This window comes from Synergistaceae bacterium (genome assembly GCA_017444345.1).
Lineage (GTDB): Bacteria > Synergistota > Synergistia > Synergistales > Aminobacteriaceae > JAFUXM01.
The window spans coordinates 1-15,083 of the sequence record JAFSWW010000042.1 but is presented as its reverse complement, the minus strand read 5'-3'; the positions used below and the strand labels follow the sequence as shown (position 1 = coordinate 15,083).

General features: G+C 39.7%; 12 protein-coding genes. All 12 read right to left on the bottom strand.

Annotation, left to right across the window (positions count from 1 at the left end):
* Nucleotides 1–57 precede the first annotated feature (57 nt).
* Nucleotides 58–1,029 (bottom strand): threonylcarbamoyl-AMP synthase, encoded by a 972-nt coding sequence (locus IJS99_02570; GenBank protein ID MBQ7560706.1) that lies wholly within the window; start codon nucleotides 1,027–1,029, stop codon nucleotides 58–60.
* Entirely contained in the window at nucleotides 1,004–2,143 is a 1,140-nt protein-coding gene (tgt, locus tag IJS99_02565) for a tRNA guanosine(34) transglycosylase Tgt (protein ID MBQ7560705.1), read from the bottom strand. The genes IJS99_02570 and tgt overlap by 26 nt, the downstream gene beginning before the upstream one ends.
* Before the next feature lie 9 nt (nucleotides 2,144–2,152).
* Entirely contained in the window at nucleotides 2,153–2,926 is a 774-nt protein-coding gene (locus tag IJS99_02560; protein MBQ7560704.1) for a TatD family hydrolase, read from the bottom strand.
* Between the two features lie 198 nt (nucleotides 2,927–3,124).
* Nucleotides 3,125–4,087 carry a riboflavin biosynthesis protein RibF gene (gene ribF / locus IJS99_02555; GenBank protein ID MBQ7560703.1) on the bottom strand — a complete coding sequence of 321 codons (963 nt, stop codon included), beginning with the start codon at nucleotides 4,085–4,087 and terminating at the stop codon, nucleotides 3,125–3,127.
* 15 nt (nucleotides 4,088–4,102) lie between these two features.
* Nucleotides 4,103–4,984, bottom strand: coding sequence for a tRNA pseudouridine(55) synthase TruB (gene truB / locus IJS99_02550; protein MBQ7560702.1), 882 nt, complete (start codon nucleotides 4,982–4,984; stop codon nucleotides 4,103–4,105).
* Complete coding sequence (locus IJS99_02545) at nucleotides 4,959–5,999, bottom strand: bifunctional oligoribonuclease/PAP phosphatase NrnA (protein ID MBQ7560701.1); 1,041 nt, start codon at nucleotides 5,997–5,999, stop codon at nucleotides 4,959–4,961. Before IJS99_02545 ends, truB begins: the two co-directional genes overlap by 26 nt.
* Nucleotides 5,953–6,327, bottom strand: a complete 375-nt coding sequence (rbfA, locus tag IJS99_02540) for a 30S ribosome-binding factor RbfA (protein ID MBQ7560700.1) — start codon at nucleotides 6,325–6,327, stop codon at nucleotides 5,953–5,955. Before rbfA ends, IJS99_02545 begins: the two co-directional genes overlap by 47 nt.
* 19 nt (nucleotides 6,328–6,346) lie before the next feature.
* Nucleotides 6,347–8,344: a translation initiation factor IF-2 gene (gene infB / locus IJS99_02535; protein MBQ7560699.1), complete on the bottom strand. Its 1,998-nt coding sequence runs from the start codon at nucleotides 8,342–8,344 to the stop codon at nucleotides 6,347–6,349.
* A 10-nt stretch (nucleotides 8,345–8,354) separates the two neighbouring features.
* On the bottom strand, nucleotides 8,355–8,933 hold the full coding sequence (locus IJS99_02530) for a YlxR family protein (protein ID MBQ7560698.1): 579 nt from the start codon (nucleotides 8,931–8,933) through the stop codon (nucleotides 8,355–8,357).
* Nucleotides 8,926–10,044 carry a transcription termination/antitermination protein NusA gene (gene nusA, locus IJS99_02525; GenBank protein MBQ7560697.1) on the bottom strand — a complete coding sequence of 373 codons (1,119 nt, stop codon included), beginning with the start codon at nucleotides 10,042–10,044 and terminating at the stop codon, nucleotides 8,926–8,928. The genes IJS99_02530 and nusA overlap by 8 nt, the downstream gene beginning before the upstream one ends.
* Nucleotides 10,041–10,565, bottom strand: coding sequence for a ribosome maturation factor RimP (locus tag IJS99_02520; protein ID MBQ7560696.1), 525 nt, complete (start codon nucleotides 10,563–10,565; stop codon nucleotides 10,041–10,043). The genes nusA and IJS99_02520 overlap by 4 nt, the downstream gene beginning before the upstream one ends.
* 138 nt (nucleotides 10,566–10,703) lie before the next feature.
* Nucleotides 10,704–14,873: a putative Ig domain-containing protein gene (locus IJS99_02515; GenBank protein ID MBQ7560695.1), complete on the bottom strand. Its 4,170-nt coding sequence runs from the start codon at nucleotides 14,871–14,873 to the stop codon at nucleotides 10,704–10,706.
* Nucleotides 14,874–15,083 lie beyond the last annotated feature (210 nt).

Sequence of the window (15,083 nt, the reverse complement as noted above, 5' to 3'; positions counted from 1 at the left end):
CTTCCAGATTGCTAATTGCTAAATACTAATAAATTATATTATACAAATTAATTAATATTATTCACCTGCTGCCCGTTTTATGCGATCTCGTAGTGCCTCATTTATTCCCGAATTATCGCGCGGCCATTCGACTATAATACAAGAAATATTTTGCGACTCAAGCTCTCGGAATCCTGAAAATAAACCGTGTGCAAAGTTTTCAGGCGAGTCAAATATTATTTTTGCGGCATAATTATAATTATTATTATGAATTCCCATAAAGCCCGCAGATTTTATATCAATCAAATCTAAATCTGACTCATTACGCAAAATTTTTACAGGCAATGACGGCGCATAATGTCTGTATCTTGTGCCGGGGGATCTTTTCGCGCTATTCAAGTCAGGCACTCCCAGACTAGTATTTAATTCTGACTCAATTAATTCACGCGATAAACCGCCGGGACGCAGCAATAAAATTTTTCCGGGATCAGAAATATCTATAACAGTGGACTCGAGTCCGATTCCTGTTCTGCCTCCGTCTAAAATTAAATCTATTCTATTATTCATGTCGTTATATACACTTTCTGAATCCGTTGGACTTGGCCGGCCGCTTAGATTCGCACTCGGTGCAGCAATGGGAGTTTTTGCGCGCTCAATCAGTGCCAAAGCTATATTATTATCGGGCATTCTCACAGCAGCAGTATTTAACCCCCCGCGAGTAATTGAGGGAATAATATTTTTTGCGGGCAATACAAGAGTCAACGGTGCGGGCCAGAAAATTTTTGCGAGCTTTCTTGCTGTATCATTCATATAAACAAGCGACTCGGCCTGTTCTATATTACTTACATGCAAAATTAACGGGTTGTCTGAAGGTCTGCCCTTAGCCGCATAAATTTTTTTGACTGATTCGGGATTCAAAGCGTCGCCTCCGAGTCCGTAAACTGTCTCAGTAGGAAATGCAACGAGTCCCCCGGAGTTAATTATTTTTGCTGCCTGCGATATATAATCTCGTTCGGGATTCCATTTATTGAGCGTCAATATTTGGGTCATCATGAAAATTTGATAAAAATCTCTCGGCAAATTCCGGAAAATTCCCCGCAATAATTGCTTCCCGTGCCTGTTCTGCGATTCTAATAGTAAAGCGCAGATTATGCCATGAATTAAGACGCGCGCCCAGAATCTCCCCGCAAATTGACAAATGCCGCAGATATGCCCGACTGAAATTTTTGCAAGTATAACAATCGCACTCGCTATCTAAGGGAATAAACTCATCAGCGTGAGTCTTGCCTCTCATGTTAATGCGTCCTGACGAAATAAATAAAGTCCCGTTGCGTCCGTTTCTTGTGGGCATGACACAGTCAAACATATCAACACCGCGCGCAATTCCCTCTACAATATTTGCAGGATAACCGACTCCCATTAAGTAACGCGGCTTTTCACGAGGCATTAAATTATTTAATAAATCTAGTGAGTGATACATTTCTGCGTGAGATTCACCGACTGACAGACCGCCTATAGCATAGCCCGGAAAATTTAGGCTCGTTATTTCTTTTGCGCTCCTTTCCCGTAAATCATCGTAAATGCTGCCTTGTATTATGCCAAATAAAGCCTGCTTTGATTTATCGTTATTTCTCGAAAAATATTCTTGTGAACGCCCAGCCCATAAAGTTGTCCGCCTGACTGCCTCTTCTGCCTTGTCATGACTCGCCGGAAATTCACAGCACTGATCAAAGCACATCGCTATATCTGAACCTAATACGCCCTGAAAATTTATTGACCACTCAGGAGACATTATTAACTGCGAGCCGTCAATATGAGACCTGCATAAAACATTTTCGTCCGTGATTTTATGTAATTTTGCGAGTGAGAAGACTTGAAAGCCGCCGCTATCTGTTAATATTGGCCGATTCCAGTTCATAAATTTATGAAGCCCGCCAGCTTGTGAGATTATTTCACTGCCCGGACGTAAATATAAATGATAAGTATTACCGAGAATTATTTGCGAGTTTATTTCTTCGAGTTCGCGGCTTGACATTGATTTTACAGTAGCGAGAGTTCCCACCGGCATAAAAACAGGAGTCTTTATTATTCCATGAGGTGTAATTAATTCTCCGGCTCTTGCTCCTGTCTTGCTGCACTCGGCTATAATCTTGAATTCAAACAAAGTTATAAATCACTCCCAGTTAAAGAAATTTTTTGCGTTAATCTCTATTTTATTAGCTAAATCTGAAATATTTAAGTTTTTTATTTCGGCTGCTTTATCATATACATATTTTATATAACTAGGCTCGTTAATTTTGCCACGAAATGGAACAGGTGCCATATATGGGCAGTCAGTCTCAAGCAAAATATTTTGAATGGGAACTCGTTTAAATACTTCTCTCAAATTATCGCTATTTTTGCCCGTCCAAGTCAAAGCCCCCCCGAATGCTAAAAGCGAGTCCATGCTCAAAACCTCGTCAAGAAATTCAAATCCGCCGCTGTAACAGTGAAATAATAATTTGAGATCTCTATAATCTCGTAAAATTTTCATAGCGTCGTTCATGGCCTCACGAATATGCAGTATAACCGGCATTTTTTCACTGGCTGCAAATTCTAATTGCGATATAAACATTTTATGCTGCTCTTCTTTGCTTGAGTGATTATAGTGATAATCTAGGCCGATTTCTCCGACTGCTAAGACTCTTTCTGACTTTATGAGCGAGTAAAACTCTTCGGGGACTCTCTCATAACGACCTGACTCGTGAGGGTGAATGCCTATTGACGCGTATAGACCGAACTGCGCAAAATCATGAGCCATTGCAACGGCCTCGCAGCTGTCTTCATAATCACAGCCGACATTCATAAATTTTTTAACTCCGGCCTCTCTAGCACGAGAAATCACAGCCCTAGTATCGAGTCTTAACTCCTGCGAATTTATATGACAATGTGAATCTATTAAAATCATAATATTTTATTTGTCAGCTCCATAATATTACACAAAAATTTTTTACTCCCTGTATGCGAGCAAACCCGTTTTTCTCACATTTTTGCTCACATTTTCCTCGCCCGTAATTGCCAGCGATATATTTTATTGCTATAAATTAATAATATCAGGCATTAAATTTTTATGCTCGTAAATCTCTCTTGCGAATCAAGAAAATTTTTAGTGCGTAAATAAATCTATAACATCAGGCATTAAATTTTTATTCGCGTAAAATTCCCTTGCTTTATCGAGAAAATTTTTAGTGTGATAATCTCTCAATGACTCGTTATAAATTCTCCGGCATTCCTGAACGTCTTTATTTATCTGCGCAATTAACGAGTCTTTATTCTCGAAAACTTTTATATCACGAACACGCCCTAATAAAAATATAATTATTTCCTGATTATAAATATCATTATCAAAGTCAAGTATATATACTTCCGAACGAGTCCCGCTAATATCTTTAAACGTGGGATTATTGCCGATTGATAAAGCACCGGGGTAAAATTTTTTATTCACAAGCACAGCTACAGAATACACGCCGAATTCAGGAATAATTTTATTTGCCGCAAATTTTAAATTAGCAGTGGGATAATTCATTGTCCGGCCTCGCTGATTTCCTGAAATTACACTGCCCATCATGAAAAACGGATAACCTAAGATTTTATTTACGCCCGAAATATTCCCCTGTGAAATTTTCTCACGAGCCAGCGAACTCGAATATAAAGGCTTTTGCAGTAAATCAGCTATAAATATATTATTAATTCCCTCAGAGATTGCTAATTGCTTTAGTGAGTCCGCGCTGCCCGAATTATCCCGCCCGAAAAGAAAATCACTTCCCATAACAAGCCCGTCAACGTTAAATTTTTTGCGAATCAATTGCCAGAATTCAAACGGGGTCAAATTTCTTAATGACTCGTCAAATTTCAATATAAACATTTTGGGAACGTTCAAAACGAGTCTAATTAATTCGCGCTCATTCAGTGAAAATAAAGAGTGCTTAACTTTTCCGAGATATTCAGCCGGATATGGAGAAAACGAGATTATAGCCCAGTCATTATTATTTGAGTTTTGCGCGCAAATTTTCAATAATTCCCGGTGCCCTTTGTGAAAGCCGTCAAATGCTCCTATAGTGATTAACATTTTTTATTACAGCCCTCATTCTTTCATTACACTAACTAAAGGCCTTATATAGTCATAGCCCGCGTAAATCCCGAATCCCATAAACGAATCACTCTCAACACAAATAATATTATCTCTCATGACTGACAAGCCCCGCGAAATTTTTTGATAATTGCGTATTAATATGCTCATGCCATTAAGAAAACTTTTAGAGTCACGTTCTGATATATAAATGCTTGTATAATTCTTTGCTAGTTCAGTCAACGGCGTAAAAGTAAATTTGTCATCAAGATTATTTGCTTTATCGAGCGTAAAATTTCCTGTTGAAGTCCTGACAAGCGATTTAATATAAGCTCCGCAGCCTGTAATCTGCCCTAAATCATGAGCAAGACTCCTTATATAAGTACCTCGTCCGCAAGAAATTTCAAGCTCAATAGTCCCGGACTCATAATTATAGGGCGATATTATATTTATTCCCCTAAAGAAAACGGGCCGGGCTCTCATTTCGGGATTTTGTCCGGATCGTGCGAGTTTATAAGCCGGCTGCCCATCGATTTTAACAGCAGAAATTGCCGGGGGGCTCTGCATTCTCCAGCCTGAAAATTTATATAACGAGTCAAGCAAAATTTTATCGTCAAGATTTGCGAATACTTTAGACTCTATAAATTCCCCTGAATAGTCGCATGTGTCAGTCTCAGCCCCGAATTGAATCACAGCGCGGTAAACTTTAGGCAATGACATAATATAATCGCTGAGTCTAGTTGCCTTGCCGGTCAATAAAATTAACAGTCCTGAAGCAGTAGAGTCAAGAGTTCCCGAATGTCCGACTCTTTCGCCGTAAAGCTGTTTTTTTACCATTGCTACACACTGGGAACTCCGAATATTTACAGGTTTATTTATTAATACAAGAGCATTCATGATATTTACAGGTCAAAAAATTTTCTATCTTGTCAATTACTTCACTCAATGAGCCGTCAAGAGTCGCCCCCGCCGCACGTTCATGACCGCCCCCGCCAAATAACCGCGCAACTTCTCCCGCATTAAACGGGCTGCCCTCACAGGATCTAAAGCTGGCATGGACTATTTTATTTATATCTTCATGAATCATAACGGCAAATTTTACATCGCGCAAAGTCATCAAAGTCGCCGGAAGTCCTGTTGTGTCGCTTAAATCTGCTCCGGTCTCCCTGAAATCGCTTGCTAACAAGTAAGAAACCGCGAAAATCTTATCAAGTATCTTGACTCGTTCAAAAGCTCGCGCCCATAACTTGAAATTTTCAGGAGTCTTATTTTTCAGGATTAAATCACTAATGCGTGAAGGGTCGACTCCCAGCGATAACAAATCAGAGGCCATTAAATGCGACTCACTGTGAGTGTTTGAGAAAATAAATCCCCCCGTATCAGTGAATAACCCCGTGTAAAGACTCTCGGCAATTTCGCGCGTAATCTGCCAGTCTCCGGCCTTGAATACTCTATAAAGCATTTCGCAGGTTGAAGACGCTTTACCATCAACACAATTAACTTGCGCAAAAAAATTATTATCCTCGTGATGATCTATATTTAACGAGTTAATATTTTCTCCGCGTGAAAATCCTTCAATACTGGGGCGGCTTTCATTTGTACAGTCAAGGAAAATATAAAGCGTTTCAGGCTCATTAAAATTTAAGCTCTCACACGAGATATATTTATCAGAGTTCACGAGAAATTTATAACTCAGCGGCAAATCTTTATCAGAACCGAGCCACTTTACATTTTTGCCGAGATTTTGCCCGATTGTGAATAAAGCACTGACAGATCCGGCAGCGTCCCCGTCAATTTTCTTATGAGCGAATATAATCCAGTTCTGAAAATTTTTCAGGATTTCTGACGCGCTCAATAAATCGTGATTAAATAAATTCGTCATTTTCGTCCATGTTATTATTTCTTGCGTCATGATCAATCAGTCCTAATCTATCAAGAATGCTGTCAATTTTTGCGCCGTATTCGCTGCTGCCATCTATAAAGAATTCAAGTTCAGGGACTCGGCGTAATTTTATGCTTTCACCGAGAAGACTTCTTATTGCGCCTTTGATCTCGTTAAGATCACGCAGAATCCCCGGACATTTGCGATATTCTAGGGCCGTAAAGAAAACTTTTGCGCGCTCTAAATCCTTAGCACATTCTACACCGGTTATAATTGTGCCTTTAACGCTTGATTTCTTGATTCTGGTCTCGATTATTAAAGCAATTTCGCGCTGTAACTGCTTATTAATCCTTGCCATTCGTAAATTACTGCTCATTTTATAGGGATCTCTTCTCCTCTATTACGTCATAGACTTCGAGAATATCGCCCTCTTCAAAATCTTGGAATCCCTCAAAGCTGACTCCGCAGTCCATTCCGGCTTTAATTTCGCGCGCCTCGTCCTTCTCATGCTTGAGTGAAGCTATACGCCCGTCCCATATTACAATGCCGTCGCGAATAATTCTAACTTTTGCAGTACGTTTTATGACTCCCCGTGTTACATGAGAGCCTGCAACTTTGCCGACTTTAGGAACTCTGTAAATTTGCCTGATTTCGACTTCACCGAGAGACTCCTCACGTAGAACCGGCTTTAATAGTCCGCCCATAGCTGCTTTTATTTCGTCGATTACGTCATAAATTACATTATAGATTCTTATCTCGACACCGTTTAATTCGGCGATTCTCTTAGCATTTGAGTCCGGCCTCACGTTAAAGCCCACGATTATAGCATTAGAAGCAGAAGCAAGCATTACATCACTTTCTGCGATACGTCCGACTCCCCTGTGAACTATAGAGACTCCGACTTCATTTGTAGCTAATTTCTCAAGAACTGCGCAAAGTGCCTCAAGTGAGCCCTGTACATCGCACTTAACAACTAGATTTATATGCGGTAATTGTCCTTCCTGCAAATTCGAGTATAAATCTTCAAGAGATGCTTTCTTGTTTTCACCGGCTGAGTCACGTTCTAAAATTTTTGCTGCGTCAATAGCGTCTCTTGCTTCACGTTCAGATTTGACGACTCTAAAAGATTCGCCCGGATTTGGAACATCACCGAGTCCGAGAATTTCAACGGGTGTGCTTGGCCCGGCTTCCTTGATTCCCTTGCCTGACCAGTCAAATAATGCGCGGGTTTTGCCCCATGTTGATTTAAATAAAACTATGTCGCCGGCTTTGAGTGTACCGTCCTTCACAATAACTGTAGCGACTGGGCCTTTACCCTTATCGAGTCTAGCTTCAATTACTACACCTTCAGGATCTGCCTTAGGATTTGCCTTTAACTCCTGCATTTCGGCTTCAAGTAAGACTCTTTCTAGCAAGTCAGAGACTCCGATTCCCTGTTTTGCTGAAATTTCGACGGCTCCGACATCACCGCCCCAGCCTTCTGTGTAAATTCCCATTTCTGATAATTGCTGCCTTACTCTGTCAGGTTTTGCGCCCTGCTTATCGATTTTATTTATAGCGACGACTAGGGGGACTCCTGCGGCCTTAATATGTGAAATTGCTTCACGAGTTTGAGGCATGACTCCATCATCAGCACCGATTACGAGAATTACAATATCTGTAACATTTGCGCCCCTCGCTCTCATTTCAGTAAAAGCCTCATGCCCGGGAGTGTCAAGAAATACTATAGGCTTATTATCCTGCATTACGACATATGCGCCTATGTGCTGGGTGATTCCTCCGGCCTCGTGAGCTGCGACACTGGCATTGCGTATCTTGTCTAATAAAGTAGTCTTGCCGTGATCTACATGTCCCATAACAGTAATAATCGGGGGACGTTCGACGAGTTTAACGGGAGTCTTTACGGGTTCAGGCTTAATTACAACGGGCGCGGGTTTCTTTTCTTGAGTCTGATTTTGAGTCTGATTTTGATTCTGAGTCTGAGTCTTTGGCGGCTCTGGTCTCTTGTCAAATTTTTTGCGTTCGGGATTAAATTTTTCGCGTCGTTCGTGTTTAAAATTTTGCTGTGAGAATTTATCCGGGCGTTCTTGTCTTTCTGGTCTCTCTTGCCTATCTTGTTTATCGGGACGGTTTCTAAAATTTTCGGAGTTATTCTGCGGTCTCTTGTCCCTGTCGCGGTTTCTGTCTTGAGATTTAGGAGTCTTCCCGGCTCGTTCGGCCTTTTCTGCGCTGGCCTCGTTTATGATATTCTCTACAGTCTGGGCTATGTCTTCATCTATTGAGCTTGAATGAGATTTAACAGGTACATCAAGCTGCTGCAAAACGGTTAATAATTCCTTATTAGATTTATTTAATTTTCTGGCCAAGTCGTAGATTCTTATTTTATTATTCAAATGGCGTACTCCTCTCGATATTTAGTGAAAAAATTTTTTTCGCAAAACCTGAACTCAATGGCAGCCCTATAATTTGCACTCCGCCTTTAGAGCCTACAGTCTGCGATAATTCTTTAATGCTCAAATCGGGATATAATGCCTGCTTATCTTCAGCAAATTTTTTGATTCCGTCTGAGCAGTCACGAGCAACTATCAATAAAATTTTATGATTGAAATTTTCTATATTGTCAGAGCCTATCAATAACGCGCCTGACTTCCTAGCGAGTCCCAGAATCGAGCAAAGTTTTAATTTACTATTAGGCACAAAATTTTTAGCGTGTTCTCTTAATTCCTGCCAGAAAGCCGGGACGATTTCATTAACTCCGAGCGAACGTGCTAAATTTCCTGATTTTATAGCGCGGTCAATGCATTCAGAGTCCGGACAGATATAGCAGCCTCTGCCCGGAAGTTTGCCCGAAATGTCAATTACTGCTAAATTATCAGGACTCTTGACTATACGAATTAAATCGCGCTTTGTCCCTTTAGCCCGGCAAATAACACAAGATCTCGCGGGAATGTGCTTACTACTCATTGAAAACGTCATGGAAAATATCTTTTAGAGTCGGCATTCTGTCAGGCTCTATAGTTTTAATGTCAATTTTCCAGCCTGTTAATTTCGCGGCGAGTCTCACGTTTTGCCCGAGTTTTCCTATTGCGAGCGATAATTGATCCTGATAGACATAAGCTATGGCCGAGCGTTCAGTGTCTAAGACGGGTTCAACTTTTGCGATTTGAGCCGGAGATAAAGCAGCCCGGATATAATTTAACGGGTCTTCAGTGTAGACAATTACATCAATTTTTTCGCCTTTAAGTGCGCTGCTGATTGCCTTAATTCTTGCGCCTCCATTGCCTACACATGCGCCGACGGGGTCAACGTTTGGATCTAACGTAACAAGTGAGACTTTAGCGCGTGCACCTGCATCACGTACAATGCTTTTAATTTCGATAATACCCTGCTGAATTTCGGGGATTTCCACTTCCATTAATTTGCGCAATAATCCCGGGTGAGTTCGTGAAAGCATGATTTTAGGGCTTCTTGCTGTCTGCTTAACGTCAAGCACGTAAAATTTCATCATTGAGCCGATATTATAACGTTCATTAGGTATTTTTTCCTTACGCGTTAAAACTCCGTCGGTCCTGTCGCTAAGCTGTATAATAGTCTGATCGCCTTCATTCCTGTAAATAGTGCCTGTTACTAATTCCCCGACCTTATCAGCGAACTCGTTAAATACAATTTTGCGTTCTTCATCTCTTAGACGCTGGGTGATAACTTGTCTTGCTGTCTGTGCTGCAATTCGTCCAAAGTCTGCGGGGTTGCGTCTAATTTTTACAGTGCCGCCGATTTCCGAGTTAATATCATACATAAGAGCGTCCTTCAGAGTTATTTCTGTGTCGGGATTCTCTACGTTTTCAACTACATTGCGAATTTCATTAATAATTATGCCGCCTGAATCGCGATCTATTTTTATTTCTATATTTTGATTGCCGGCTTGATATTTCTTGTAAGCTGAAGACAAAGCAGCCTCAAGAGTAGTAATTATTACATCGACATCAAGTCCCCGTTCTTCCGCGAGAGTCTCAATAAATCTATTTATATCGAGTCTTGGAGCAGCCTCGGGAGCATCAATAATAGCGCGCTTCATTTTTTCGTCCTCCTGTTTCTTGTTTTAGTGGGCTTGTGATTATCTTTCTCATCATCGAATCTAAAAATTAAATTTCCTCCTTTGATAATTTCAAACGGTATGTGTATATCATGTCCATCACAAAGCATAATAACTTGTGAATCATCTGCGCTTCTTAAAATTTCGCCCGTGAAAGTTTTGCGTCCGTCAAGTAATTCATTGAGTCTGACTCTTGCTTCACGGCCCTGAAATCTGACATAATCAGCGATTTTATATAATGGCCTCTCAATCCCGGGTGAACTTACTTCGAGATAATAGCGGCCGTTGTTGAGAAATGGCAGATCTTGATTTTCGTCGAGAAATTTATTAACGTGTCCTGAAACGAGTTCGCAGTCCCCGGCGTTAATTCCTCCGAGCGTGTCAATTAATACTTGAACTTTGAGGCGGCCGAATTCAGTTTTTATGCTGGCATGTACGCATTCATAGCCAAGTTTAGTAACTATTAAATCAATTTGTCCTAAAAAATTTTCTATTGTCATCATGTTAATATAACTCTCACATATAATATATACATAAAAGAAAGGAGAGGGTTTTGTTCCCACTCCTTTCACAGTTTTCTCTATGAAATTATGCAAATTATACACGTAATTTTTCGGATTTATTAACAGTAGAAATACTAATTAATTATTCACCGCGATAACAGGTTCATAAATAACGCCCTTATTGAGCCAAGCAGAGACCGTGATTTTATGATTCGCCGGGACTTGATTAATTTCTGCGCCTGTCTCGTCATAGAATTCTGCTATAAAATCATCTTCTGAAGGCATTATATTTTTGGGACAAGCAAGCCAGATTAATTTTGCCCCCGTCTTGATATTATTATTTAGTTCGATATCGATTTCATATAGGCCGCTTTCAGTTACGTGAATTTCAGGAAGTACTGCCGCAATCTCATAATCACCGGAAATATTTATATTGTTTGTGTTGAGTGATGATAAATTGCGTTCTTGGCCGAAAATTATTTTTGCTGGCTCAGAATCGGGCGTGTCATTCCACGGAGCTTGATTTACTGCAACATCTTCAAGTTCCGAGTCATTTGCTTGAGTGTCAATTTTTGCAGAATTTGCAGAGATTGAGATTTTGAGCTTCTTTCTAACTGTCTTGACGGGATTCGCGGCAATTATTGTTACAGATTGTTTTTTACATGTTTGAGTCGGTGTACCTGTTATTTTATCGCCGTCAACGTATAAACCGCTCGGCAAATTTTCAGCAGTAAAAGTTATGGGCTGACTTCCTGATGCACTAAGAGTGAAATTATAATCTTCTCCGACTGTACCGGATGGGAGACTCTTTACTGAAATTTTAGGGGCAGTGCCTTTAACTTGTATCCTGAAGGATTTTGTTAATTTTCCTGCTCCATTTGAGGCCGTTATATTTATGCTTTTATTCCATATTTCTGTCGGAGTCCCTGATAGAATCAAACTTTCAGAATCAAATTCTAAACCGGCCGGGAGATTTCCTGAATAACTCAATGTAACGGGCTTGCTTCCCTGTGAGAGAGTCAAACTTGACGAGTCATATTTGCCGAGAGTAAACGTGTTAAATTTTCCGGAAAATTTAGGCTTGATTCCCTTGATTGTGAGAGTTAGAGATTTCTTATCAGTCCCGCTGTCATTAGCAGCAATTATCTTAATTGAATTCTTACATGCTTGAGTCGGAGTCCCGTGAATCGTTGCATTTTCCGCGTCAAAAGAGAGTCCATCGGGTAAATTTCCTTCAAGAGTCCATGTAACCGGCTGACTCCCCTTTGAAAGAGTGAAAGTTGACGAATAGGGCTCATTAAGACTCCCTGCGTTGAGTTTACCGGAAATTTTAGGGGCAACAGGTTTTATTACGAGATTTATATTTATGTTTGCTTCAGAACTGGGATTCTTGGCCGTAATAATTAATGGGAATGAGCCGTAAACAGAAGGAGTCCCGGAAATTTCGCCAGTGTTTGAATTTATGCTCAAGCCGTCGGGGAGATTTTGCGCGGTGAAAGTGATAGGCTTTGAACCTTTTGATTTAATTTTCGCGCTGTATTTCTTGTCAACAGCACCATTTTTTAGACTCGTTGTAGAGATTGATACGCCTTCATAAACTGTAATAGTGAATTCTTCAGAGACTCGGCCGTTGTCATTATGAGCAGTAATAGTAAATTTTGTAGTGCCTATTTTTTCGGGTTTGCCTGTAATTGCATATAAGCCTTCTGAACCGTCAAATTTTAAGCCTTTAGGGAGACTCGAGAAAGAAATATAATTTACATTAGTTATATTCAGAGCGTGATAATATTCAACACCTTTTGTAGCGTTTGGCAGGTCTTCTTTTGTGATAGCCGGTAATTCTAAATTGTCATCGTTAGAGCCGTAATCGCCGATTTGAAAATTAGTAACCGGTCCGCGCAATAATTCTACAACTTTCTCGCCGACTTCTTTTTGTGCGCAAATTCCCATGTGAGAGTAAGCCCAGACATCATTACTCTTGAAAATTTTAGTATATTGCGATTTGAAATCACCCACTGCGCTTCTTACTGGGACAATTAAATCATGTCCGGAATAATTAAACATTTGCTTGAGTCCTGCGAGGTCAGATGCATTAATTTCATGTCCCAGTGCTGAAATAATATCCCCGTTGCTTACGTCAGAACATATTGAATGCATAGGCACATTTTCAGGATACCCATAATTTTGCGCACCCGGTTCAAGGTCTCTATACGCGCTCTCAGCATCATTTGTTAAATAAGTTTGGCCGGCGATATTTAATAATGCATTTATAAAATGTAAAACCAAATCCAAGCCAGAGTGAAGCCAATTATCTTTTAATCTCAATATTGGAGCCCAGGGACTCCCCCTGTGAGGAGTCGCGACAGTTATAACTCTTCTGACCATGCCTTGTTTATATGCTAAGATTGAGCGGTTATTGCCGTCGTCTGAGTCGTTATCAGGTTCCTGCAAAAATTTTCGCGCCATTAGTCCGCCCATACTGTGAGCAACTATATCAACTCTTGTGCATTCAAGCCCGCGATTTCTATAATTGAGAAGTTTATTACCGATTGCATAATATAGCCCGTTATAATCATCTGCTAGAATATCATTCGGGCCTTGTGTTCCGTCATAGTCCCAGCCGCCTATATCGACATCATTAGAAATATAGCCCGCCTTAGTAAGCTCGTAAAATATTCCTGAATCGCCTTTCACGTTAAAAGTCCCTTCAATATTTCCACGTAGTCCGTGAATTAACATGACCGGTGCAGCATGAAGTATTAAATCTCTGTCAGTCGAAATTATATCGCCGTTATTATTCATAAATGTTACAGTGAGATTGAATTTATCAGACGGAAAATTTTTATAGCTGGCCGGATATGACTCAGGAGCTATCAAGACCGCCGAAGCCTGATAGGAATTATCAGTTAATTTCACAGTCGGAATTGATATTGAAGCAGTGCCGTATTTATCGCGGCTCAAATTTTCGAGAGTTAGGCCAAGATTTGAAGGAATCGAGAATGTTACAATGCCGGGTTCTTCTGGCTGAACAGTTAAGATTATGCGTGAATTTCCGTCAGCAGTGAGTCCGCTCATGTCATAATAATATGAATTTATACCGGAAAAAGTGCGTATGTTATCATTAATATATTGCTCGTTAATTAAATCTTGTTTTATTCCGTTTATCAATGTATTTGTGTAGTGAAGATAGCCGTTATTGCTAATGTCATGAATATATATATGCCCGTTGAAAGTTTGAGAATAAAAATTAGAATGTATGAAAACATACGGATAAATTTGATTATGTACTAGTCTAACATTCATATCTTTATTTGAGGGATTAGAACGAGTGTGATAATGATATTCTACCATTGCCGGGGGGAAGTCAGATTTTAACAGCATAATCCCTGTAGACGGATCAAAAGAAAAATACGCGGCGTTACTCCAGTAAGAATTATTTGCTCCATCGTAAAATCTTATATCAGTCGTGTTGATGTATTTGACCTTCTCAAGCGGCATATAATCTTTAAAATCAATCTGCCAGAATTTACCGACTCGTTTTGCCTTCAAGTTATGGATTTTCTGGTCTATTCTAAAATAATAGCCGTTATCGTAGTTGTCTTCAAGTGAAAAATTTTTGTCTAAATCAAGATATGCGATTTCATTATCAAAGCAGTAAAGAGTCTTAAGATTTGAGCATGAGCTTATATCAAGTTTAGAAAGTTTATTATTATTACAATAAAGTATTCTTAAATTTGAGCAGCCGTTAATATTTAAATCTGTTAATTTTTTATTATTTCCGCAATCTATCCTGTCCATAGATATGCAGTTAGCAGCATTTACACTAACAAGTTCAGAATTTGCAGATACTTCGATTCGTGAGAGATTCTCAAAGCCGTTGAGTTCGAGAGATTTTAGAGCAGACCTATAAATTAATAAATCTTCTAAAGCAGAACAGCCTTCAATATTTAAATTTTCGACAGGATACATGCAGACATCTTTATAAGATTCTGGAGCTTGTTCGTAATATCTAGTTTCATAATTACGTATATGCAATTTTTTTAAAGCTGTACAGCCCGACATATTTAATTCTTTAACAGAACGTATATATAATTCAGGCAGTGAAGAGCAGCCGCTTAAATTCAAGTAAGCTAGACGAGGAAATGATGTTGTAGATATATCACTCCAAATATCATAATAATATGAGTAACTGTAATTAAGCTGGCCTAAATCATTCAGAGAAGTACACCCGCTCAAATCAAGCGAAATCATTTCGACATTATTATTTATTTTGAAGGTTTCAAGCGATTTATAATCTTTCAGGCTCAATGACTCTAAAGTAGTATCGCTGATAGATAATCTTCTTAGTGAGTCGCAGCCCTCTAAATTTATTTCTTCTAGACGGTGTCGTCATAATATATAAAGCCACATAAACATTGCACATATCTGAACTGAAGCTATGAATGACGATGATTTTTTAGCGTAACGGGTTGCAATGCCTCGCCACTGTTTTAATTTCAAAAACGTATTTTCTACATG

Bases quoted from the DNA above. Each gene is read 5' to 3' on its own strand.
- IJS99_02530 (MBQ7560698.1), bottom strand. From the start codon at position 8,933: ATGAGTAGTAAGCACATTCCCGCGAGATCTTGTGTTATTTGCCGGGCT.
- truB (MBQ7560702.1), bottom strand. From the start codon at position 4,984: ATGAATGCTCTTGTATTAATAAATAAACCTGTAAATATTCGGAGTTCC.
- IJS99_02545 (MBQ7560701.1), bottom strand. From the start codon at position 5,999: ATGACGCAAGAAATAATAACATGGACGAAAATGACGAATTTATTTAAT.
- IJS99_02560 (MBQ7560704.1), bottom strand. From the start codon at position 2,926: ATGATTTTAATAGATTCACATTGTCATATAAATTCGCAGGAGTTAAGA.
- IJS99_02570 (MBQ7560706.1), bottom strand. From the start codon at position 1,029: ATGACCCAAATATTGACGCTCAATAAATGGAATCCCGAACGAGATTAT.
- ribF (MBQ7560703.1), bottom strand. From the start codon at position 4,087: ATGTTAATCACTATAGGAGCATTTGACGGCTTTCACAAAGGGCACCGG.
- rbfA (MBQ7560700.1), bottom strand. From the start codon at position 6,327: ATGGCAAGGATTAATAAGCAGTTACAGCGCGAAATTGCTTTAATAATC.
- nusA (MBQ7560697.1), bottom strand. From the start codon at position 10,044: ATGAAGCGCGCTATTATTGATGCTCCCGAGGCTGCTCCAAGACTCGAT.
- IJS99_02520 (MBQ7560696.1), bottom strand. From the start codon at position 10,565: ATGATGACAATAGAAAATTTTTTAGGACAAATTGATTTAATAGTTACT.